Origin of the sequence: Paenirhodobacter populi (assembly GCF_004022215.1) — a bacterium.
Taxonomy (GTDB): Bacteria; Pseudomonadota; Alphaproteobacteria; order Rhodobacterales; family Rhodobacteraceae; genus Rhodobacter; species Rhodobacter populi.
The window spans coordinates 33,901-55,927 of the sequence record NZ_SAUZ01000020.1; the positions used below are offsets into that span (position 1 = coordinate 33,901).

Here is a 22,027-nt window from a genome sequence, read left to right on the forward strand (position 1 = left end):
ATATCCCGGGGGTGAGCCCGGAACGGGCGAGGGGGCGGCGCCCCCTCGGCAACAGTCGGTTCAGGCGGGCAGCTTGACGAAACGCAGATAGGGCAGTTTCGTCTCGACATGGCCATACTTCTTCTCGCCATCCTCGGTCGAGACCGAGAGCGCGAGGATCACGTCCTGCCCGGGCACCCAGTTCGCGGGCGCGGCGAAGGGCTTGCCGTCCGTCGCCTGCACGGCATCGAGCGCGCGCAGGATTTCCGCGAAGTTGCGCCCGACCGACATCGGGTAGGAAATCGTCAGGCGGATCTTCTTGTCCGGGCCGATGATGTAGACGGTGCGCACGGTGGCCGAATGGGCCGGGGTGCGGCCCTCGGTCGGCAGATAGTAGTCCGCGGGCAGCATGTCATAGGCCTTCGACACGGTCAGCGAGGTGTCGTCGATGATCGGGAAGTCGGCCGGGTTGCCGGCGAGCGACTCGATGTCGTGCTTCCATTTCTCATGTTCCGCGACGGTATCGACCGAGACGCCGATCACCTTGGTGTTCCGCTTCGCCCATTCCGGGGCGAGCTGCGCGACGGCGCTGAATTCCGTGGTGCAGACCGGGGTGAAATCGCGCGGATGCGAAAACAGGATGGCGTAATGGCCATCGAGCCAGTCGTGGAACCTGATCTCGCCGGCCGTCGAATTCGCGGTGAAATCGGGGGCGGTGTCGTTGATGCGCAGACCCATCGGAGATCTCCTTGTCCGTTCTGTTCGCGGGGAATCTACGGGATGCGGAACGGAATTTCAGCCCCCCGCGGTTGCCGCATGGAAAATCGGGATAAACATGTGCCGCTGTCTTCGCGCGTAGGATATTCTTCTCTTTTTCGGTTCTGGCGGAAAATCGCGTCGTTGCGGAAGGGGGCGGTGACGGCTCTGGCGGGGCGGGTTTTCCATGATAGAGTCCGCGCCGATGGCCGAACGGGCCGAAGAACAGGAAGGGTCGCAGCATGATCGAAAAACGCGAATTCTACATCAACGGTGAATGGGTCGCGCCGCAGGCCGGACGGGACTACGCGGTGATCGACCCCTCGACCGAGGAACCCTGCGCGGTGATCTCGCTTGGCGGAACGGCGGATGCCGAGGCGGGGATCGCCGCCGCGAAGGCCGCGCTGCCCGCATGGCGCGCGACGCCGCCCGGGGAACGCATCGCCCATGTCGAAAAGATCCTGTCGATCTATCAAGCCCGCGTGCATGAGATGGCCGAGGCGATCAGCCTTGAAATGGGCGCGCCGATCGACTTCGCGCTGGCCGAGCAGGCCGGTGCGGGCAGCTGGCACATCCAGAACTTCATCGAGGCGGCGCGGGAATTCCAGTGGGTGCATCCTCTGGGCGACGGCACGCCGGGGGCGATGATCTCCTACGAGCCGGTGGGCGTCGTCGGGCTGATCACGCCGTGGAACTGGCCGATGAACCAGGTCACGCTGAAGGTCATCCCGGCGCTGATCGCGGGCTGCACGATGGTGCTGAAGCCTTCGGAGGAGGCGCCGCTGTCGTCGCTGCTCTTCGCCGAATTCGTGGCGCAGGCCGGGGTGCCGGCCGGGGTGTTCAACCTCGTGAACGGCGACGGGGCCGGGGTCGGCACGGTGCTGTCGGGTCATCCGGATGTCGAGATGATCTCCTTCACCGGCTCGACCCGCGCCGGGCGGGCGATTTCCAAAAATGCGGCCGAGACGCTGAAGCGCGTCTGCCTCGAGCTTGGGGGCAAGGGCGCGAATGTCATCTTTGCCGATGCCGACGAGGATGCGGTGCGCCGCGGTGTCGTCCACATGTTCGAGAACGCCGGGCAGTCGTGCAACGCGCCCAGCCGGATGCTGGTCCAGCGCCCGGTCTACGATCAGGCGCTGAGCATCGCCAAGGCGACGGCCGAGGCGACGAAGGTCGGCTCTCCGCGCGAAAGCGGCGATCACATCGGCCCGGTCATCAATCAGGCGCAGTTCGAGAAGATCCAGGGCCTGATCGAAACCGGCATCAAGGAGGGGGCGACGCTTCTGGCGGGCGGTCTTGGCCGGCCCGAGGGGCTGAACAAGGGCTATTACGTGCGCCCGACGATCTTTGCCGACTGCACCCCCGACATGACGATCATGCGCGAGGAGATCTTTGGCCCGGTGCTGTCGATCATGCCCTTCGACACCGAGGAAGAGGCGCTGACCGTCGCCAACGACACGCCCTATGGCCTGACGAACTACGTGCAGGGGCAGAATGGCGAACAGGTGAACCGGGTGCTGCGTGCCTTCCATTCCGGCATGGCGGTGGCGAACGGTAAGAGCCGCGGCGCCGGCGCGCCCTTCGGCGGGGTCTCGGCCTCGGGCCGGGCGCGCGAGGGCGGCCGCTGGGGAATCGAGGAATTCTGCGATTCGAAATCGATCGGCGGCTGGTTCGAGTAACCGGACCGGGGGAGGTTCCCTCTTCGCGGATCACGCCTGAACGGAAAGCCGCCCCAAAGGGCGGCTTTCGCGTTTCGGGGGTTACCAGCGCCCGCGCGGGCCACCGGGGCCGCCCGGGCCATGCGGGCCGCCATGGGGCGGGCCGTATCCGCCGCCGCCCGACTGGACGACGACCTGCGTCGACCCGCCGTAGCCATAGCCGCCGCCGCAGCTTGCGCCGTCGACGGTGCTGCCAAGGACCGCGCCCGATGTGCCGCCGATCAGCGCGCCGGTAGCCGAGTCGATCGCGCCGCCGCGCCGGCGCGAGGTATCGCCGATCGCCGCGCCCGCGACGGTGCCGAGCAAGGCGCCCTCGACCGTCGATTGCCCGCAGCCCGCGTTCGGCGGCGGCATGCAGCCCGCCAGCGCCGATACCAGCGCGCCCGCCGTCAGCAGGCAGGAGGTCTTGCCGATGCGGCGCGGATTGAACTTGAAAGTGGCCATTTGCCCACCCCTTGAGAACGAAGATTCCTTCAACGCCGGATATGCGGCTTTCCTGCGGCGCCGGCGATGACAAATCGGTGATCGGCGCATCACCCCCGCCTTGCCCTTCGCGGCGGACCGGGCCAGTATCGCGCCGCCCTTCAAGGAGAATCCCATGGCCTTCACCCTCGCCACATGGAACATCAACTCGGTCCGGCTGCGCGAGGGCCTCGTGCAGCGCCTGATGCGCGAGGAAATGCCCGATATCCTGTGCCTGCAGGAATGCAAGAGCCCGGTCGAGAAGATCCCGGTCGAGGGCTTCCGCGCGCTTGGCTACAACTGGATGGTGGCGCGCGGGCAGAAGGGCTACAATGGCGTCGCGATCCTGTCGAAGCTGCCGATCAGTGAGGCGGGGGCGGGCGATTACGCGGCCCTCGGCCATGCGCGGCATGTGGCGGCGCGGCTGGAAAACGGCGTCACGATCCACAACTTCTACGTTCCGGCGGGCGGCGACATTCCGGACCGCGAGGTGAATGTGAAATTCGGGCAGAAGCTCGATTTCCTCACCCATATGCGCGACGAATTCCACGAAAGCCGGCCGGAGAAGGCGATCCTCGTGGGCGATCTGAACATCGCCCCGCGCGAGGATGACGTGTGGAACCACAAGGCGCTGCTGAAGATCGTCTCGCATACGCCGGTCGAGGTCGCGCAACTGGGCGAAACGCAGGAGGCCGGGCAATGGGTCGATGTCACCCGGCAGGACGTGCCGGAGGGGCGGCTTTATTCGTGGTGGTCCTATCGCTCGCCCGACTGGGATGCGGCGGACAAGGGGCGCCGGCTCGATCACGTCTGGGCGACGCCCGATATCTCCAACGCCGCGCATGGATCGCGCGTGCTGCGCGCGGCCCGGGGATGGGAACAGCCGTCGGACCACGCGCCGGTCTTTGCGACTTTCGATCTGTAGCCCTTGGCGAAGCGCCCCTGCCGTCGCATATAGGGGGCAAAGGAATTCCGGGAGATACCGATGATGTTCGGCACCGATACCCAGGCCGCCCCCGCGGCGGACCTGATCAAGGATGTGAACGAAGCGAATTTCATGGCCGAGGTCGTGGACAAATCCATGACCGTGCCGGTGATCGTCGATTTCTGGGCGCCATGGTGCGGGCCGTGCAAGACGCTCGGGCCGCAGCTCGAGGCCGAGGTCAAGGCCGCCAAGGGCAAGGTCGTCATGGCCAAGGTCAATGTCGACGAAAACCAGATGATCGCGGGGCAGTTGCGGATCCAGTCGATCCCCACCGTCTATGCCTTCTGGCAGGGCCAGCCGGTCGATGCCTTTCAGGGCGCGCTGCCGGGGTCCGAGATCAAGGCCTTCGTCGACAAGCTTGCGGCGCTGGCAGGTGACGGCGGCCTTGCGGATGCGATCACCGCGGCCGAGGAAATGCTGACCGAGGGCGCCGCGGCCGATGCCGCCGAAACCTTCGCCGCGATCCTTGGCGAGGAACCCGAGAATGCCGAGGCCTATGGCGGCCTGATCCGCGCCCATATCGCGGCGGACAATCTGGAACAGGCGGAAAAGATCCTGACCGCCGCCCCGGCGAAGATCGCCACTTCGGCCCCGGTCGAGGCCGCGCGCGCCCAGCTCCAGCTTGCGAAGCAGGCGGCGAAAGCCGGGCCTCTGGACCAGCTCCGCGCGAAGGTCGAGGCCGATCCGGACGATCATCAGGCCCGCTTCGACTATGCCACCGCGCTCCACGCCGCCGGGAATGTCGAGGAGGCGGTGAACCAGCTTCTCGAGCTGTTCCGTCGGGACCGCGAATGGAACGACGGCGCGGCGAAGGCGCAGCTCTTCACCATTTTCGACGCGCTGAAGCCGAATGATCCGATCGTGGCCAAGGGGCGGCGTCGGCTGGCCTCGATGATCCTCGTCTGAACGCGGGAGCGGGCTAGATCATGCGTATGATGAAGCCCATGGACCTGCCCGACCAGATCCCGCTGTTTCCGCTGCCGGGGGCGCTCCTGCTGCCCCGGGGGCGGCTGCCGCTGCATATCTTTGAGCCGCGCTACCTGCAGATGATCGAGGATTGCCTGAAGACCGAACGGCGGCTGATCGGCATGATCCAGCCGTGCAAGGCACGCGACGGCAGCGACGGGCTCAGCAGGATCGGCTGTGCCGGGCGGCTGACCGGCTTTTCGGAAACCGAGGACGGCCGCTACATGATCACCCTGTCGGGCGTGTCGCGGTTTCGCCTGCTGGGCGAGGTGGACGGCTTTTGCCCCTACCGGCGCGGGCGCGTCCGCTGGGACGATTTCGCCCGCGACCTGAGCCGCGCCGAAGAGGATCCGGGCTTTGACCGCGACGCCTTTCTGGGGCTGCTGGCGCGGTTCTTCCATTCGCAGGGGCTGGATACGGACTGGGCCTCGCTCAAGGATGCCGAGGATGAACTGCTGATCAACTCGCTGTCGATGCTGCTGCCGCTCGACCCCGAGGACAAGCAGGCATTGCTTGAGGCACCGGATCTGGTGACGCGGCGCGAAACGCTGGTGACATTGCTGGAATTCCGCCTGCGCGGCGGGCCGGGGGACATCCGGCAATGACCGAACCGCGCGAGGCGAGCCGCCCCCCCTTCGATCCGCGCATGCTTGAGGCGCTCGTCTGCCCGCTGACGCAGGGGCCTTTGCATTACGACGCCGCGGCGCAGGAGCTGATCTCGAAATCCGCGCATCTCGCCTATCCGATCCGCGGCGGCATCCCGATCATGATCGCCGACGAGGCCCGCAGGATCGACTAGCCCCGGTCACGAAACTGCGCGGGTTTCTGCCCATCATTCTTCCCTAAATATCCCGGGGGTGAATTTGCGCGTTAGCGCAAAGAGGGGGCTGGCCCCCATTATCGCTCTCGATTGGCGCGGCGGTTGTGTTCTGTAACCCGACCTCCGGGCGGAGCCGTCGCAGGGGGCCAGCCCCCTCGGCGCAAGCGCCTCACCCCCGGGATATTTAGGGAAGAATGAAGGGCAAAGCGAAGGTGAGGCCTGCGCTAGGGGCGGCGGCCTTGCAGCAGGCGCGGCAGCGGGCCGGACAGTCCCGCCGCCTGCCGCATGAAGCCGCGCCGCAGCGGGCCGATGGCCTGCACGATCCCCATGCCCAGATCCCGGACCGGCCTCAGGACCGGGTTGTCGTTCGAGAACAGCCGGTTGACCGTATCCATGCCAAGCGCGAGCGTGGTGCCGTTGAACCGCCGCCAGCTCTGGTAGCGTTCCAGCACGTCGATGGCGCCGATGTCTTCGCCGCGTCGCCGGGCCTCGACCAGCACTTCGGCCAGCGCCGCCACGTCGCGCAGGCCGAGGTTCAGCCCCTGTCCCGCGATCGGATGCACCCCATGCGCCGCATCGCCGATCAGCGCGACACGCGGCGCGACGTAGGATTTCGCCAGCGTCAGATCCAGCGGATAGCTGAAGCGCGGCCCGGCAAGGCTGATCCGGCCGAGGAAATCGCCGAAGCGCGGCCGCAGCACGGCGAGGAAATCCTCGTCCGACAGGGCGGCGGCGATGCGGGCGTTCTCCGCTGTCTCGCTCCAGACGATCGAGGAGCGGTTCCCCGGCAGCGGCAGGATCGCCAGCGGGCCGGTGGGCATGAAGAACTGATGGGCGATGCCCTCATGCGGCAATTCATGCGCGATGGCGGCGACAAGGGCGGTCTGGCCGTAGCCCCAGCCCTCGCGCGCGATGCCGGCCCGTTCGGCGGTGGCCGAGCGGCGTCCGTCCGCGCCGACGAGCAGCGCGCCCGACAGGGTGCGCCCGTCGGACAGGGTGACGGTGACGCCGCCCGGCGCGACCTGTTGCGCGGTGACGGCGGTGCCGCGGATCAGCGTCAGGTTCGGTTCGGCCTCCATCGCGTCGAGGAAGGCGGCATAAAGGAAGCGGTCCTCGATCATGTAGCCGACGGGGGACTGGTCCAACTCGCGGCTGTCGAAATGCAGGAACAGCGGCGCGGCGCCTTCGCCCGGGCGCCCGTCCGAGGCCTTCACCTCCATCATTGGCTGGGTCCGGTCGGCGATGGCGGGCCAGACGCCCGTCGCCGCCAGCAGCTTTTGCGAGGCGAGCGCCAGCGCATAGGCCCGTCCGTCGAAGGCGGGTTCGGCCCGTGCGCGCGGCGGGGCCGCGTCGATCACGGTGACCGTCAGCCCCGCCTGCGCCAGCGCAAGCGCAAGCGCCGGGCCATTCAGCCCGCCACCGGCGATGAGAACGTCTGAATCGTGTTTCATGGCGCTGAATATGGCGCGTCGGGCGGGATTGTCCATGCGCGGGATTGTCCGCTGTGCATGGCGGCGCTAGCTTCGGGAAAACGACAGGAGGGGCGGATGCTCGAACGGTTCTGGACGGCGGCGCAGCAGGGGAGGGCGATCGCGGCGGGTGACCTCGATCCCGTCGACATCACCGAGGCCTATCTGGAAGCCGCATCGCAGGAACCCGAGATCTATGCCCGGCTGACGCCCGTGCGGGCGCGGGGCGAGGCGATGGCCGCGCGGGGCCGGGCGCGGGCCGGGTTGCTGCGAGGGCCGCTCGACGGTGTGCCGATCAGCTGGAAGGATCTGTTCGACACGGCGGGCGTGGCGACCGAGGCCGGATCGCGCCTGTTGCAGGGCCGGGTGCCCGAGCGCGACGCCGAGGTTCTGGCGCAGGCGACGCTGAACGGCACGGTCTGTCTGGGCAAGACGCATATGACGGAGCTGGCGTTTTCCGGCCTCGGGCTGAACCCGATGACCGCGACGCCGCGCAATGCGGTGACCGGGGGGCTGGCCCCGGGCGGGTCGAGTTCCGGCGCGGCGGTATCGGTCAAACTTGGCCTCGCGGCGGCGGCGGTGGGGTCGGATACCGGCGGGTCGGTGCGGCTGCCGGCGGCGTGGAGCGATCTGGTCGGGCTGAAGACCACGCATGGGCGGGTGTCGACCAAGGGGGTGGTGCCGCTCTGCACCCGCTTCGACACGGTTGGTCCGCTGGCCCGCACGGTCGAGGATTGCGCCCTGCTGCTGGCGGCGATCGAGGGCGGCAAGGCCCCCGATCTGCGCGACGCGACGCTGGCGGGAACGCGGCTTCTGGTGCTGGAGGGCGTGCCCTTCGGCGATGCGCGCGAGGCGCCGGTGACGGCCTTCGAGGCGGCGGTGGAGCGGCTGGCGCAGGCCGGCGCGAAGATCGAGCGCAAGGCCCTGCCGATGGTGGCGCCGGCGATGTCTCTGGCCGGGCTGCTGTATGCGCCCGAGGCCTATGGGCTGTGGAAAGCGGTGATCGAGGCGCATCCCGAGCGGATGTGGAAGCCGATCCTTGATCGATTCCGGGGCGGGCGGACGGTACTGGCGGCGGATTACGTCGCGGGCTGGGCAAAGCTCGACGCGCTCCGCGCCGAATGGGCGGTGGCGGTGGCGGGCTATGATGCGGTGCTGGTGCCGACGGCGCCGATCCTGCCGCCCGATGCGCGCCGGCTGTTGGTCGATCCCGATTACTTCTCGGCCGAGAACCTGCTGGCGCTGCGCAACACCCGGATCGGCAACCTGTTCGGCCTGTGCGTGCTGACCCTGCCGACGGGCGAGCCGATGTGCGGCATTTCCCTGATGGCCGCGCCTTTCACCGAGGAACGGCTCTTGCGCCTTGGGCAGGCGGCCGAGGCGGCGCTTGCCTGATTCTCCGGCGCAAATGTCACAACTGCGGCCGTCAACCCTTGGCGGCCGCTTCCTTTTTCTGGACGCGGGCGCGCGGCTTGGGTAACTTCGGGCCAAACGGGGCGCGACGACTCCGACCATGAGGCACAGATGAATACTCCCGAGCGGTTCTCGAACCTGCCCGAATATGCGTTTCCGCGCCTGCGGAGGCTGCTTGATTCGACGCCCCCGGGCGGCGAGGTGGTGCAGTTCACCCTTGGCGAACCGCGTCATCCGATGCCGGATTTCGTGGCCGGGGTGCTGGCGGAAAACATCGCGGGATTCGGGAAATATCCGCCCGCGAATGGCACGCCGGAATTGCTGGACGCGATTTCGGGCTGGATCGGGCGGCGTTATGGCGTCGATGTCGGGCCGGATCGGCTGATGGTGCTGAACGGCACGAAGGAGGGGTTGTTCAACGCCGCCGTCGCGCTGGCGCCGGAAACCAAGAACGGCAAGAAGCCCGTCGTTCTGGTGCCCAATCCGTTCTTCCCGGTCTATGCGGTCGCCGCGCGCGAGGTGCGGGCCGAGACGGTCTATGTTCCCGCGACCGGCGAAACAGGGTTCCTGCCCGATTACGCCGCCCTGCCGCCCGAGATTTTGGAACGCACGGTCATCGCCTATATCTGTTCGCCCGCCAATCCGCAGGGGTCCGTCGCCTCGCGCGACTATCTGGCGCGGCTGCTGCATCTGGCCGAGAAATACGATTTCCGCGTCTTTGCCGATGAATGCTACTGCGAGCTGTATCTTGGCGATCCGCCGCCCGGCGCGCTCGAGGTCGCGGCGGCCGAGGGGATTGATCCCGAACGGGTCGTGGCATTCCATTCCCTGTCCAAGCGTTCCAACCTGCCGGGGCTGCGGTCGGGGTTCGTGGCCTCGGGGACGGATGCCATCGCCCGCATCCGGCAGCTGCGCGCCTATGCGGGCGCGGCGGTGCCGCTGCCGTTGCAACGGGTGTCGGAACGGGTCTGGGCGGATGAGAGCCATGTGGTTGCCAACCGCGCGCTCTATGCGGAAAAATACGCCGACGCCGCGCGGATCTTCGCGGGCGTCAACAGCTTCAAGCTGCCCGATGGCGGCTTCTTCCTGTGGCTGCCGGTCGAGGACGGCGAACAGGCGGCGCTGAAGCTGTGGCGCGAGACGGGTGTGCGGGTCCTGCCCGGCGCCTATCTGGCGCAGGAGGTGAACGGGCAAAACCCCGGGAAAGGCTATATCCGGGTGGCTCTCGTCGCCCCAAGAGAAGAAACGCAGCGCGGGCTGATCCGGCTCCGCGACTGCCTGTATACGTAAGGACGGTTGGGCATGGCTTCTTATCAGGCACGGCAACGCGATCCGCTTCTGGACCAGAACACGCAAGCGGCGCTGGAACGGCGGTTCAAGGAATTGCTCGGGGCGGCGCTGGTCGTCATCGGGGTTCTGGCGCTGATGCTGCTGGGAAGCTATTCGCCCGAGGATCCGAGCTGGATGGCCGTTTCCGACCAGCCGGTGCACAACTGGCTGGGCCGGATCGGGGCGGGCATCGCCTCGCCGCTGTTCGTCATCATCGGGCGGGGCGCGTGGCTCTTGCCGGTGGGGCTGATCGTCTGGGGCGTGCGGCTGATCCTGCACCGGGGGGAGGAACGGCTGTCCTCGCGCGTCATCTTTTTCCCGATCGGGATCGCGCTGGCCTCGGTCTATGCCGCGCTGCTGGTGCCGAATGACGACTGGGGGCAGGCCTTCGGCCTTGGCGGGCATTTCGGCGACATGGTGGCCGGGTCGCTTTTGGGCATGTCGCCGGTGTCAGGCTCGATCGGGCTGAAGCTGATGTCGGTGATTCTGGCGGTGGCGACGGTGGCCATGGGCCTGTTCGTGCTGGGCTTCGAGCGGGCCGAACTGCGCGCCATCGCCCGGTTCCTGATGCTGGGCACGGCGGCGGCCTATGCCGGGGTGATGATGATGCTGGGACGCGGGGCGCAGGCCTCGGTCGTGGCGGCGCAGGCGGCGGCGGAACGGATCCGCCAGCGGCGCGAAGAGGCCGCGCAGCGCGCCCGCGAACTGGCGGAATGGGAGGCGAACCAGACCGCGCAGGCGAACTGGGCCGATTCCTATGACCAGGGAAACGATCCGCAATATCAATATGATGACTATGCGCCCGCGCCGGCGAAGGGCTCGCTCATGTCGCGCATCCGCCGCGCGGTGGATCCGATGGACCCGCCCGCGGAAACGGCGCAACTGATCGACACCGATGACCGCTGGCATCAGCCGGTGGTCGAGGAAACGGTGCCCGAAGACCGTATCCGCGCCCGCATCGCCCGCGCCGTGCAGACCCGCGCCGAGGCGCCGATGATCCATGCCGAACCGGAGCCCGCGCCTTTGGCCGCGCCGCGCCGCGCCGAGATGCCGGTGGCCGAGCCTGCGCCCGTGGTCAGCACGCCGGCCTCGGTCCTTGCCGCGGTGGCGAAACGGCTGGCGGGTGGGGCGCGCAAGGTGGCGCAACCCGCCCCGCCGCTGCGCCGGGCCGAGCCGCCTTTGCAGGCGCGCCCGCGCTACATGCCCGGCATGGCCCCTGTGGTCGAGGCCACGCCGGAATGGCATGAACCGGAAGAACCCGTCGATGCGGTCGAGGCGTGGGAAGGGGAGCCGGAGATTCCGCCCGTCCCCGCCCGCCGCGCCGCGCCCGAATGGGTCGAGGAAGACGATTTCGACCGCAACGCCTTTGCCGCGCTGGACGAGGATGACGACGGCGACGAGATCCCGCCGCTGCCCTCGGCGCTTGCGGGCACGGGCGGCCGCGCGCCGGGGATCCAGCTTGACCGTCGGGTGATCCCGCCCGCGCCGGAACGCCGCGTCGTCGCGCCGCCGAAAAAGGCGCCGGCGCCCTCGAAACAGGCGGTGGCCGAGGCGCAGCCGAAGCTCGCCTTCGAGGCGCCGAAACATCCGGACTACGAAACCCCGCCGCTGAGCCTGCTGACCAATCCGGCGACGATCCAGCGCCATCAGCTTTCGGACGAAGCGTTGGAGGAGAACGCCCGGATGCTGGAATCGGTGCTCGACGATTACGGCGTGAAGGGGGAAATCGTCTCGGTCCGGCCCGGGCCGGTGGTGACGATGTACGAACTCGAACCCGCGCCGGGGCTGAAGGCCAGCCGGGTGATCGGTCTGGCGGACGATATCGCGCGGTCGATGTCGGCGCTGTCGGCGCGTGTGTCCACGGTGCCGGGCCGCTCGGTGATCGGGATCGAACTGCCGAACGCGCATCGGGAAAAGGTCGTGCTGCGGGAAATCCTGTCCGCGCGCGATTTCGGCGACAGCAACATGCGGCTGCCGCTTGCGCTCGGCAAGGATATCGGCGGCGAGCCGGTGATCGCCAACCTCGCCAAGATGCCCCACCTGCTGATCGCCGGGACGACGGGCTCGGGCAAGTCGGTGGCGATCAACACGATGATCCTGTCGCTGCTGTACAAGCTGTCGCCCGAGGAATGCCGGCTGATCATGATCGACCCAAAGATGCTGGAACTGTCGGTCTATGACGGCATCCCGCATCTGCTGTCGCCCGTCGTCACCGATCCGAAAAAGGCGGTCGTCGCGCTGAAATGGGTCGTCGGCGAGATGGAGGAACGCTACCGCCGCATGTCCAAGATGGGCGTGCGCAACATCGAGGGCTACAACGGCCGCGTCCGCGAGGCGATGGCCAAGAACGAGATGTTCAAGCGCACCGTCCAGACCGGCTTCGACGAGGAAACCGGCGAGCCGGTGTTCGAGACCGAGGAATTCCAGCCGCAGCCCTTCCCCTATATCGTCGTCATCGTCGACGAGATGGCCGACCTGATGATGGTCGCGGGGAAAGAGATCGAGGCCTGCATCCAGCGTCTGGCACAGATGGCGCGGGCGAGCGGAATCCACCTGATCATGGCGACGCAGCGGCCCTCGGTCGATGTCATCACCGGCACGATCAAGGCGAACTTCCCCACCCGGATCTCCTTCCAGGTGACATCCAAGATCGACAGCCGCACCATTCTGGGCGAGCAGGGGGCCGAGCAGCTTCTGGGCATGGGCGACATGCTCTACATGGGCACCGGCTCGCGCATCACCCGTATCCACGGCCCCTTCGTCAGCGACGAGGAGGTCGAGGAAATCGTCAACCATCTGAAGAGCTTCGGCCCGCCGGAATACATGTCGGGCGTGGTCGAGGGGCCGGACGAGGAAGCCGCAAGCGACATCGACGCGGTGCTGGGCCTTGGCGGCAACACGGATGGCGAGGACGCGCTTTACGATCAGGCGGTGGCGATCGTCATCAAGGATCGCAAATGCTCCACCTCCTACATCCAGCGCAAGCTGGGCATCGGCTACAACAAGGCCGCCCGCCTGGTCGAGCAGATGGAGGACGAAGGCGTCGTCAGTGCCGCCAACCATGTCGGCAAACGCGAGATCCTCGTGCCCGAACAGTAAGGCCGCGCGAAAGTGATGAAAGCCCCGCCCGAGTTGAACCGGCGGGGCTTTTGCTTTCCGGCACTTGCGCTATCTTTGCGCCATGAGAATGCTTCGCTTCGCCCTTGCGCCCGTCTTCGCCCTTTGTCTCGCGGTGCCCGCCTTCGCGCAGGCCATACCGCTGAACGAGCTTTCGCGCTATCTGAACAGCATCGACAGCGCGAAGTCGGGCTTCACCCAGGTGAATGCGGATGGCACGACCGCGACCGGCACGGTCTATATCAAGCGGCCGGGGCGGGTGCGGTTCGAATACGACAAGGACAAGACGCTGGTGATGGCCTCGGCCGGACAGGTGGCGGTTTTCGATCCGAAGTCGAACCAGCCGGCCACGCAATATCCGCTGTCGCGCACGCCGCTGAGCGTGATCCTTGCGCCCACGGTCAACCTGTCGCAGGCAAGGATGGTGGTGGGTCACACCACCGACGGCAAGACCACCACGGTCGTCGCGCAGGACCCCCAGCACCCGGAATACGGCACGATCAGCCTTGTCTTCGCGGCCAATCCGACGCGGCTGGAACGCTGGATCATCAGCGACGATTCCGGCGCCAAGACGGTGGTGATGCTGAACGGGCTGCAGAATGGCGTGACGCTTGGCCCGCGGCTGTTCAGCATCGAATCCGAGATCACCGCGCGGAAGTGACTTAGCGGCGGCAGCCCGCCAGCTGCGTCTGATACATGTTGGCGCGCTGCTGCACCCGGGTCGCGGTGGACAGAAGCCAGCCCTTGGAATTGTGCGAGCCGTTGGCAAAGCCGGAGCGGCCCTCGTGATAGGCCAGATACTGGTTGCGCGCGTCCTGCTTGGAAATGCCAAGCGACCGGGTCGTGCCGTCCATGTACCAGCCCATGAAATCGGCCGCGTCCTGAAATTTGGTCCGCCGCGCGCTGCGCTTGCCGGTCGCCTGCTGGTAATCCTTCCAGGTTGAATCGATCGCCTGACTGTAGCCAAGCGCGGAACTCTGCCGGCCAAGCGGAATGATGCCGAGCGCGTAGCGGTGCGGCGTCTTGGCATTGCCGATGAACTTCGATTCCTGATGGAAGGTCGCCATCTGCACATGGACGGGCACGCCCCAACGCGCCTCCGTCCGCTTCATCGCGGCGAAATATTGAGGCTTTTCACGGGCTAGAAGGCAGGCGTTGTCCAGATTCCGGGGCGCCTGCGATCCTCCTCCCCCGCAGGAGGCGACCATCAGCAAGATGGCCAGTTTCAGGAATTTGTTCATTGCTGCTCTGCCTGCATGGCTTTGTTTTGTTATATTTTACGTGAATTCGGCAGGGGGGGAAATGACAAAGACATGATTTGACTGCGCGGCGGAACGGACACATATGCGCGATTTCCGCGCTCTTCCATTCGGGAAAAGCTGGACGGACGGGATCGCAGGCGCTAGGGACCGGCGCGGAGGCCAAACATGCTGACCACGAGCGCCAAATACCATCTGGGGCAGATTGTCCGGCACCGGAAGCATCCCTTCCGGGGGGTGGTTTTCGACGTCGATCCGAGCTTCGCCAATACCGAGGAATGGTATGAGGCGATCCCCGAGGAAAGCCGTCCCGCCCGGAACCAGCCCTTTTACCACCTGCTGGCCGAGAATGACGACAATTTCTACGTCGCCTATGTGTCCGAGCAGAATCTGGAGGCCGACGATTCCGGCGAGCCGGTCGAGCATCCCGACCTGATCGAGCTGTTCGGCGATTTCTCGGACGGACGCTATCCGTTGCAGTTCCAGTTGAACTGACGGGCGTCAGGCGGGATTCGCCAGCGGAAAGCGCAGGGTGAGTCGGTTGCGGCCCTCTTCCCGGTCGTAATGCAGGTCCTGCGCCAGATCCCGGATCAGAAACCAGCCGAAGCCGCCATCCGGCAGATCGCCCGGATCGGGCGGCGGCCGTTCGCCGTTCAGGCAGGCGGTCGGCAGCTCTGGCCCGAAATCGCCGACGGTGCAGACGAGGTCGTTGCCCTGCAATGTCAGGGTAAGGAAGATCGTGCCCTCATCCCCCTCGCCATAGCCGTGTTCGACGATGTTGTTCATGATCTCGGCCAGGACCAGTTCCAGTGCCCATGCGTCGTCAATGAGCAGGAGCCGTTCGGTCGTGGCCCGGGCCGCGTATAGCGCGTCGCGCACGGCAAAGGGATTGGCGCGGAAGCTGTGCAGGTGGATATGCCGGGCGGGTTCCGGCGGGGCGACGTCTTCGGGAGGGCCTTGCGCTGCGCCGTCCCGGGCCGGGGTCAGGCCGCCGGGACCTGTCTGGCCTTCGCCGTGGCGGCGATCGTCGAAGCTGCGGGAGGAGGAGTGCTGTTCAACCCACATCCCGCAACCTCCCCACCGCATGATCGACATCGGGGTGGATCCTGATGACGGTATTCATCCGGGTCAGGTGCAGGACCTTTTCCACATGCGGGCGCAGCCCGGCCAGTTCCAGCCTGCGGCGGGGCCCCAGCTCCTTCATCACCGACACCAGCGCGCCAAGGCCGGAGCTGTCCAGAAAGGTCACCTGCGACAGGTCCAGCACCACATGCGGCGCGGGTTGTTCGGTCAGTTCGCGCATCCGGTCCTTGAAGCGGATGGCGCCGGCGGCATCCAGCCGGTCTTCCGCCAGATGAATGACGAGGGCGTCGTTGATGATCTCGGCGTAAAGATTCATGGGCCCTCCGCGCGGCTGCCCCCGAAGCCTATCGGCAGAATCTTACCAATCCGTATCCGGCGCCCCGGCGGGGGCGAAACCGTCCAGCGGCTGCGCCGCCACCTGCCGCAGCAGGGCGATGAACCCCGCCACCTGATGGGCGCAGGTGGCGCGGCCCTTCTCCGCGCTGGCGGCGGCGGCATTGCCGACCGGCCCCGCCGGGTTCAGGTCGGAGGCGATCCAGCCGTAGGACACCGGCCCGATCGGGGGAATGCCGCCCCGTTCGGCGCTGGAACCGAAATCCCGCGCCTGCGCCATATCCACCGTTTCCGGCGCGAAATGCAGCATCAGCGAGGTCTCCATGTCACCGCCGTGGATGCCGAAGGCCTGCTCGCGCGCGGGATACATCCCCTCGGGCGTGCCGAAGCCGGTCCACTGGCACTTCACCGCGAACATCCCCGCGCGCACCCGCAATTCCCGCGACAGGATCGAGATCAGGTCCAGATTGCCGCCGTGGCTGTTGACCAGAACGATCTTGCGCAGCCCGGCGCGGGCGACCGACAGGCCGATCTCCGTCCAGACCCGCAGCGCGTTTTCCGCCGACAGCGTCAGCGTGCCCTGTGCCCAGAGATGCTCGTTCGACTTGCCCACCGCCTGCACCGGCAGGATGCGCACCTCGGGCGCGTCGGGCAGGGCCGCTAGCTGGCGGCGCAGTTCGGCCAGCATGCCTTCCATGATCGTCGTGTCGGTGCCGACGGGCAGGTGGGGCCCGTGCTGTTCCACCGCCGCCGTGGGCAGGATGGCGATCACCCGTTCCGGGTCGAGCCCGCGAAACTCCGGCGCGCGATACTGCGTCCAGTCGAAACGGGTCATATCCGGATCTCCTTAGCATGGGGCAAGGGGCCGATCAGCCGGTCCATCCGCTGCGCGACGCGGCGCAGGTGGCGGGCGCGGCTTGCGGCGGTGGAGCTGTCCATCAGGTAGTGCATGGCGAAGGCCGTGCGCCGCCCCGGCGCGCACAGCGCCCCCACACCGCGCAGCAGCGTGCGCTTGCCCGGCGCGCCGACGAACAGCGTCAGCCACCGCGAGGCCCCGCCCGTGGTGAAGACGCCAAGCCGCGTGACATGGTGCAGCCCCGGCCGGATCGTGGCATTCCCGGCATCCGGCATCAGAAAGGCCACGTCGGGCAAAAGCACCCGGTCGAGCCAGCCCTTGAGCATCGCGGGCAGGCCATACCACCATGTCGGATAGACGAAGATCAGCGTGTCGCACCAACGCAGCGCCGCCACGTCATCGGCCACCGGGCCGGCATTGCCCGGACAGTCCAGATAGCCCTGCCATTCGTCCCGGCTCAGCACCGGGCGGAAATCGCGGGCGTAAAGGTCAAGGAGCTGCACCTCCGCCCCGGCGGCACGCAGCCTGTCCCGCACGACATCGCGCACCGCGGCGGTGAAGCTGCCGGGATCGGGGTGGCAATAGACGATCAGGGCGCGCATCAGATCATCTCCATTTCCTTGCGGACCTTGTCGAGAAAGGCCTCCCGCCGCGCGGGGCTGGCGCGGTTCATGTCATAGAGCGCCAGATAGCGCATCCGCGCCGGAGAGGTCGTGCGGCGCAGCACCCGGGTGACGAGCTTGCGTGGCGGATCGCCCGCCCAGACCGCCCGCAGCCGCGAGCCGCCATAGGTGGTGACCGCGCACAGGCGCGAGATATGCGTCAGCGCCGGCCATGTCTGGCCGCCCATCATGCGAAACGACACGCCGGGCAGGAACACCCGGTCGAAGAACCCCTTGAGGATCGCCGGAAACCCGTAGTTCCACACCGGCGCGATGATGATCAGCGCGTCGGCATTGCGCAGCCGTTGCACGTAATCCGCCACGGGGCGCAGATTGGCGCCGATGTCGTGATAGGCGCGCCGCTCGGTGGCCGTCATCACCGGGTCGAACCTTTCGGCGTAAAGGTCGCAGTCGTCCACCTGCCAGCCCCGCGCGGCCAGCGTGGCGCACACCAGCCCATGCAGCGCGGCGGCAAAGCTGTCGTCGCAGGGATGGGCATAGAGGATCAACACGCGGGTCATGGTGTGGGCCTCATGGCGCGGGCCTCAGCCCGGCATAGCTGTAGATCGTGCGGTAATCCCAGTCGGGCGTATCCCAGGCGATCATCTTGCCGGGGTTCAGCAGCCCCTTGGGGTCGGCCTCGCGCTTGAAGGCCAGTTGCCGCGCATCGGTGGACTGCCGCCCGCCTTCCTCCAGCGTGTAGCGGTGGGGGTTGAAGATCATCGCGCCGAGGTCCTCGTGGATGCGGATGATCTCGTCCAGCCGTTCCTCGGTGGTGAAGCGCACGAGGGTCAGCCCGGCATAGATCGTGCGGCCGTTTTCGCGCATCGCCTCCAGATGCTGGATCAGCTCGGGGCCGAAGCGCGCGCGGATACGTTCGATCGTGCTGAGGAAATCCGGCCCGTGGTAGCGCACCTGCAGATAGGTGATCGCGGGATCGACCTTGATCGCGCGCAGGGTGGTGTGGTTCCAGCCGTATTCATAGGCGACGCCGGGGTCGCGCGGCCAGTCGGGCGCGTCCGAGCGGTAGATCATCCGCCCCGTGGGCCAGCGGGTCAGGAACGTGCCGAAGGCCGGCATGGCATGCGGCGCGACCATCACCAGCACCACATGGTCGCCTTCGCCGACATGGCCGCGAAAGCGCTGGAAATAGCGGCTGGCGGTCGGCGCCTCGCATATGGTGATGAGCTTGACGAGGATGCCGTCCTCATCGGCGAGCCGCGCGCCGAACTCCGCCGCCGTGGGGAAATCCGGAAAGGCGACGAAGGTGCTGATCCAGTCGTAGGCGGGGGCGAGGGGCAGCTCGATCTCCGTGATGACGCCGTTGGTGCCATAGGCGTGGGAAACGCGGTGCAGCTCCTCCCCGGTGAAGTCGTGGATCCGGGGGTCCGCCTCCATCGACACGACGCGCAGCCGGATCAGGTTGCCGAGGTCGCGCAACGCCCCCCAGCGGACCGAGCCGACGCCCCCCGAGCCGCCCGCGACGAACCCGCCGATCGAGGCGGTGGCCGCCGTCGAAGGGGTCATGCGCAGCTCCTGCCCCGATTGCGCGCGGGTGATCGCGTCAAGGTCGCGGATCACGATGCCGGGTTCGCAGATCACCCGGCCCGGATGGATTTCCTTCACCCCGGCCATGTTCTTCATGTGCATCACGCAGCCGCCCGCCAGCGGCATCGCCTGCCCGTAATTGCCGGTGCCCGCGCCGCGCAGGGTGACGGGCACGTCATGGGCATGGCAGATGCGCAGGACCTCGATCACCTCGGCCTCGTTTCGGGGCGAGACGACGAAATCCGCCACGACATGATCCAGCCGGGCCTTGAGCACCGGCGAATACCAGAAGAAATCGCGGCTTTTCGCGCGGACCGAGGCGGGGTTGTCGTCAAGCTCCAGATGCGCGAGGGCGGCCTTTGCCGCGTCGAGGTTCATGGGATCAATCCGTCGAGTTCGGCATAGTCGGGCAGGCTGCGGTCGATCTGCGCACCCTTGCGGATCACGATCCGGTCGGATTGCGGGCGGGCGAAAAGCTCGCTCCAGCTTCGGGCGCGGGTGATGACCAGATCGGCGGGCGCGCCGGGGGCAAGGCCGGGCGCGGCAAAGCCGCAGGCGCGGGCGGGGTTCAGGGTGAAGGCGGCGGGCCAGTCCGTGCCCGCGTGGTCCAGATGGGCGATCCGGGTCGCCTCGCGCATTACCTCGATCATGTCGAGGTCGCCATAGGCGTAGAACGGATCGCGGGTGTTGTCCGAGGCGAAAGAGACGTTGATCCCCCGCGCCGCCATTTCATGCACCAGCGTCACGCCCCGCCAGCGCGGGGTGCGATGCGCGGTCCGGTCTTGCAGATACATGTTGCACATCGGCAGCGACACGACGTTCAGCCGCGCCCGCGCCACGAGGTCGAGCGTGCGCAGCGCCTCGGCCTCCGGCTGGGTGGCGAGGGAACAGCAATGCCCCACCGTCACCGGCGCGTCGAAGCCGGTTTCCAGCACGGTTTCCGCGATCACCCGCAGCGTCGCGACCGAAGGATCGCCCGTTTCATCGACATGCAGGTCCACCGGCAGCCCGCGCCGCCGCGCATGGTCGAGGAACACCCGCAGCCGCCGGCGCAGATCCGGGATGGGGAAGGTGACGCAGCCCAGCACGCCGCCCGCCCGTGCGGTGATGGTGGCGGTGCGGGCAAAGGGGCCGCCTTCCTCGATGATGTCGACGGGGACGAGGCAGACGGCCTGCATCTCGATCCGCCCGGCCCATTCGGCGCGCATCTCGGTGAAGACGGGGAAGGAGATGTCGTCCTGCGGTGCCAGCGCATCCAGATGCGTGCGGATCGCCCGCGTGCCATGCGCCCATGCGCAGCGCAGGGCGAAATCCATCCGGGCACGGACGTCTTCGGCGGTCCAGTGCCTGCGGCGGTCGGCCTCCACCGTGGCCAGCGCCGCGTCGAAGGTGCCGTCCGGGTTGGGCGCGCGGGGCCAGATATGGCCCTTGTCCAGATGGGTGTGCATGTCGATGAAGGCCGGAAAGACCATCGCGCCCTTCATGTCGATCGGCGGGCTGGCGACATCGGGGACGATGCGGCCGTTCTCGATGCAGATCCTGACGGGCATCAGATCGCCCGGCCGCCCGATCAGGCAGGCGGGCGTTTGCAGGTTCACCAGCCGCAGCGGACCGGGGGGCAGGGTCAGGAAATCGCTCATTCCGTCCTCCTGACGGCGCTTTCGTGCCATTTGCGCAGGGCCAGATGGCTGATCAGGCTGAGCGCGGCGAAGATGACGATCCCGGTCAGCGCGATCAGCGCGAGCGCCGCGAACATCCGGGGAATGTTGAGCCGGTAGCCCGCCTCGAGGATGCGGAAGGCGAGGCCGGATCCGATCCCGCCGGTGCCCGCCACATATTCCGCGACGACCGCGCCGATCAGGCTCAGCCCGCCCGCGATGCGCAGCCCGCCAAGGAAATAGGGCAGCGCGGTGGGCAGTTGCAGGTAGCGCAGCCTTTGCCAGCGGCTGGCGCCGTAGATCGTGTAAAGGTCGCGCAGGTTCGGATCGGTCGAGCGCAGGCCAAGCGAGGTGTTCGACAGGATCGGGAAGAAGGCGACGATCCATGCGCAGAGCAGCAGCCCCACCAGCCGGTTTTCCACATAGATGAAGATCAGCGGCGCGATGGCGACGACGGGCGTGACCTGCAGGATCACCGCGAAGGGGTAGAAGCACATCTCGGTCCAGCGGCTGAGGCTGAAGAGCACGGCGAGCCCGACCCCGCCGATCACCGCGACGGCAAGCGCCATCAGCGTGATCTGCAACGTAACCAGAAGCGCCGGGAACAGGATCGGCGCATCCTGCACCAGCGTCCGCGCCACCAGCCCCGGCCCGGGCAGGATGTAATGTGGAATGGCGTTCCACACCACGATCCGGTCCCACAGCACCAGCGCTGCGATCACCGTCAGCATGGGCAGGAGCCAGCGCAGCACCCGCTCGCGCCGCCGGGCGGTGAGGCGCGCCTGTTCGCCCGCGTCGATCAGCGGCTCGGTGGTATCGGTCACGGTCATGCGGACTCTCCCATCGCGTGATGCAATGTATCCGATGCGGTGCGGCACAGCGCGGCATAATCGGCGGAGGTGCGGAATTCCTCGCCGCGCGGATAGGGGGCGGGGACGGCCAGTTCCCGAAACACCCGGCCCGGACGCGCGGCCATCACCACGATCCGGTCCGACAGGAAGACCGATTCGAACACCGAATGGGTGACGAAGATCACCGTCGAGGAAATCTTCTCCTTCAACTCCAGCAGGTCCTTGTTCAGCTTGTGGCGGGTGATTTCATCGAGCGCGGCGAAGGGTTCGTCCATCAGGATCAGTTTCGGCCGCGTCACCATCGCCCGCGCGATCGACACCCGCATCTTCATCCCGCCCGAGAGTTCGCGCGGATAGGCGCGGGCGAACCCTTCGAGCCCGACGAGCCGCAGGGCCAGCCGGATGTCCTCGGCCACCTGCACGAAGCGGCGGTGCTTCAGGCGGAAGGGCAGGTAGACGTTCTCCTCGACCGTGGCCCAGGGCATCAGGGTGGGTTCCTGAAACACCACGCCGATCTCGGCCGTGCCTTCCCAGCGGATTTCCCCCCGCGTCGGCTGCATCAGCCCCGCGATCAGCCGCAGCGCCGTGGACTTGCCGCAGCCCGACGGCCCGAGGAGGGAGACGAAATCCCCCTCGTTCACCTGCAGGGTCATGTCGTGCAGCGCGCGGATGCCGCCGGGAAAGACCTTGTCCACGCCGTCCATCCGCATCAGGGGCGGGCGCTGTCCCACGGGTTTCGGTTTGCGCCAGGTCACCACCATGA

At 67.4% G+C, this 22,027-nt stretch carries 23 protein-coding genes; 10 read left to right on the top strand and 13 right to left on the bottom strand.

The window, feature by feature from the left end; translation table 11 throughout:
- Window positions 1-60: 60 nt before the first annotated feature.
- A complete protein-coding gene (locus tag D2T30_RS16625) occupies window positions 61-717 on the bottom strand; it encodes a peroxiredoxin (RefSeq protein ID WP_128209799.1) in 657 nt (218 codons plus the stop codon).
- 260 nt (window positions 718-977) lie between these two features.
- On the opposite strand from D2T30_RS16625, the gene D2T30_RS16630 reads away from it, so the two are divergent.
- On the top strand, window positions 978-2,414 hold the full coding sequence (locus D2T30_RS16630) for an aldehyde dehydrogenase family protein (RefSeq protein ID WP_128209800.1): 1,437 nt from the start codon (window positions 978-980) through the stop codon (window positions 2,412-2,414).
- Between the two features lie 81 nt (window positions 2,415-2,495).
- Here D2T30_RS16630 and D2T30_RS23395 read toward each other — a convergent pair whose 3' ends face one another.
- Window positions 2,496-2,897: a hypothetical protein gene (locus D2T30_RS23395; RefSeq protein ID WP_128209801.1), complete on the bottom strand. Its 402-nt coding sequence runs from the start codon at window positions 2,895-2,897 to the stop codon at window positions 2,496-2,498.
- 154 nt (window positions 2,898-3,051) lie between these two features.
- Here D2T30_RS23395 and D2T30_RS16640 point away from each other — a divergent pair, with 154 nt between their 5' ends.
- The 4 genes from D2T30_RS16640 to D2T30_RS16655 all read left to right on the top strand — a co-directional run bounded on the left by D2T30_RS16640 (window position 3,052) and on the right by D2T30_RS16655 (window position 5,665).
- On the top strand, window positions 3,052-3,840 hold the full coding sequence (locus tag D2T30_RS16640) for an exodeoxyribonuclease III (protein WP_128209802.1): 789 nt from the start codon (window positions 3,052-3,054) through the stop codon (window positions 3,838-3,840).
- 63 nt (window positions 3,841-3,903) lie between these two features.
- The gene (locus D2T30_RS16645) at window positions 3,904-4,806 is read left to right on the top strand and encodes a thioredoxin family protein (protein ID WP_128209838.1); all 903 of its coding nucleotides are present in this window, start codon (window positions 3,904-3,906) and stop codon (window positions 4,804-4,806) included.
- 26 nt (window positions 4,807-4,832) lie between these two features.
- The gene (locus tag D2T30_RS16650) at window positions 4,833-5,471 is read left to right on the top strand and encodes an LON peptidase substrate-binding domain-containing protein (protein ID WP_128209839.1); all 639 of its coding nucleotides are present in this window, start codon (window positions 4,833-4,835) and stop codon (window positions 5,469-5,471) included.
- The gene (locus D2T30_RS16655) at window positions 5,468-5,665 is read left to right on the top strand and encodes a Trm112 family protein (protein WP_128185111.1); all 198 of its coding nucleotides are present in this window, start codon (window positions 5,468-5,470) and stop codon (window positions 5,663-5,665) included. Before D2T30_RS16650 ends, D2T30_RS16655 begins: the two co-directional genes overlap by 4 nt.
- Before the next feature lie 245 nt (window positions 5,666-5,910).
- Here D2T30_RS16655 and D2T30_RS16660 read toward each other — a convergent pair whose 3' ends face one another.
- A complete protein-coding gene (locus D2T30_RS16660; protein ID WP_128209803.1) occupies window positions 5,911-7,137 on the bottom strand; it encodes a UbiH/UbiF/VisC/COQ6 family ubiquinone biosynthesis hydroxylase in 1,227 nt (408 codons plus the stop codon).
- Between the two features lie 96 nt (window positions 7,138-7,233).
- Between D2T30_RS16660 and D2T30_RS16665 the strand changes: the two genes are divergently transcribed.
- The 4 genes from D2T30_RS16665 (at window position 7,234) to D2T30_RS16680 (ending at window position 13,675) form a co-directional block, all read left to right on the top strand.
- Window positions 7,234-8,550 (top strand): amidase, encoded by a 1,317-nt coding sequence (locus D2T30_RS16665; RefSeq protein ID WP_128209804.1) that lies wholly within the window; start codon window positions 7,234-7,236, stop codon window positions 8,548-8,550.
- Between the two features lie 129 nt (window positions 8,551-8,679).
- Window positions 8,680-9,858: an aminotransferase class I/II-fold pyridoxal phosphate-dependent enzyme gene (locus D2T30_RS16670; RefSeq protein WP_128209805.1), complete on the top strand. Its 1,179-nt coding sequence runs from the start codon at window positions 8,680-8,682 to the stop codon at window positions 9,856-9,858.
- 12 nt (window positions 9,859-9,870) lie between these two features.
- Window positions 9,871-12,996 carry a DNA translocase FtsK gene (locus D2T30_RS16675; protein WP_128209806.1) on the top strand — a complete coding sequence of 1,042 codons (3,126 nt, stop codon included), beginning with the start codon at window positions 9,871-9,873 and terminating at the stop codon, window positions 12,994-12,996.
- 82 nt (window positions 12,997-13,078) lie between these two features.
- Complete coding sequence (locus D2T30_RS16680) at window positions 13,079-13,675, top strand: LolA family protein (RefSeq protein WP_128209807.1); 597 nt, start codon at window positions 13,079-13,081, stop codon at window positions 13,673-13,675.
- 1 nt (window position 13,676) lies between these two features.
- Here the strand turns inward: D2T30_RS16680 and D2T30_RS16685 are convergent, their stop codons facing one another.
- On the bottom strand, window positions 13,677-14,255 hold the full coding sequence (locus D2T30_RS16685) for a transglycosylase SLT domain-containing protein (protein ID WP_128209808.1): 579 nt from the start codon (window positions 14,253-14,255) through the stop codon (window positions 13,677-13,679).
- A 186-nt stretch (window positions 14,256-14,441) separates the two neighbouring features.
- Between D2T30_RS16685 and hspQ the strand changes: the two genes are divergently transcribed.
- Window positions 14,442-14,768, top strand: coding sequence for a heat shock protein HspQ (gene hspQ, locus D2T30_RS16690; RefSeq protein WP_128185125.1), 327 nt, complete (start codon window positions 14,442-14,444; stop codon window positions 14,766-14,768).
- Window positions 14,769-14,774: 6 nt separating this feature from the next.
- Here the strand turns inward: hspQ and D2T30_RS16695 are convergent, their stop codons facing one another.
- Genes D2T30_RS16695 through D2T30_RS16735 form a run of 9 tightly spaced genes read right to left on the bottom strand, consistent with a single transcriptional unit; the run spans window position 14,775 to window position 22,025 of the window.
- Entirely contained in the window at window positions 14,775-15,338 is a 564-nt protein-coding gene (locus D2T30_RS16695) for an ATP-binding protein (protein WP_164884329.1), read from the bottom strand.
- A complete protein-coding gene (locus D2T30_RS16700; RefSeq protein ID WP_128209810.1) occupies window positions 15,328-15,672 on the bottom strand; it encodes an STAS domain-containing protein in 345 nt (114 codons plus the stop codon). Before D2T30_RS16700 ends, D2T30_RS16695 begins: the two co-directional genes overlap by 11 nt.
- A 42-nt stretch (window positions 15,673-15,714) precedes the next feature.
- Window positions 15,715-16,524, bottom strand: a complete 810-nt coding sequence (locus D2T30_RS16705) for a creatininase family protein (RefSeq protein WP_128209811.1) — start codon at window positions 16,522-16,524, stop codon at window positions 15,715-15,717.
- On the bottom strand, window positions 16,521-17,147 hold the full coding sequence (locus D2T30_RS16710; RefSeq protein ID WP_128209812.1) for an NAD(P)H-dependent oxidoreductase: 627 nt from the start codon (window positions 17,145-17,147) through the stop codon (window positions 16,521-16,523). Before D2T30_RS16710 ends, D2T30_RS16705 begins: the two co-directional genes overlap by 4 nt.
- Window positions 17,147-17,728: an NAD(P)H-dependent oxidoreductase gene (locus D2T30_RS16715; protein ID WP_128209813.1), complete on the bottom strand. Its 582-nt coding sequence runs from the start codon at window positions 17,726-17,728 to the stop codon at window positions 17,147-17,149. Before D2T30_RS16715 ends, D2T30_RS16710 begins: the two co-directional genes overlap by 1 nt.
- 10 nt (window positions 17,729-17,738) lie before the next feature.
- The gene (locus D2T30_RS16720) at window positions 17,739-19,133 is read right to left on the bottom strand and encodes an FAD-binding oxidoreductase (RefSeq protein ID WP_128209814.1); all 1,395 of its coding nucleotides are present in this window, start codon (window positions 19,131-19,133) and stop codon (window positions 17,739-17,741) included.
- A complete protein-coding gene (locus D2T30_RS16725) occupies window positions 19,130-20,395 on the bottom strand; it encodes a cytosine deaminase (RefSeq protein WP_128209815.1) in 1,266 nt (421 codons plus the stop codon). Before D2T30_RS16725 ends, D2T30_RS16720 begins: the two co-directional genes overlap by 4 nt.
- Complete coding sequence (locus tag D2T30_RS16730; protein ID WP_128185141.1) at window positions 20,392-21,243, bottom strand: ABC transporter permease; 852 nt, start codon at window positions 21,241-21,243, stop codon at window positions 20,392-20,394. Before D2T30_RS16730 ends, D2T30_RS16725 begins: the two co-directional genes overlap by 4 nt.
- Complete coding sequence (locus tag D2T30_RS16735; protein WP_241651316.1) at window positions 21,240-22,025, bottom strand: ABC transporter ATP-binding protein; 786 nt, start codon at window positions 22,023-22,025, stop codon at window positions 21,240-21,242. The genes D2T30_RS16730 and D2T30_RS16735 overlap by 4 nt, the downstream gene beginning before the upstream one ends.
- Window positions 22,026-22,027 lie beyond the last annotated feature (2 nt).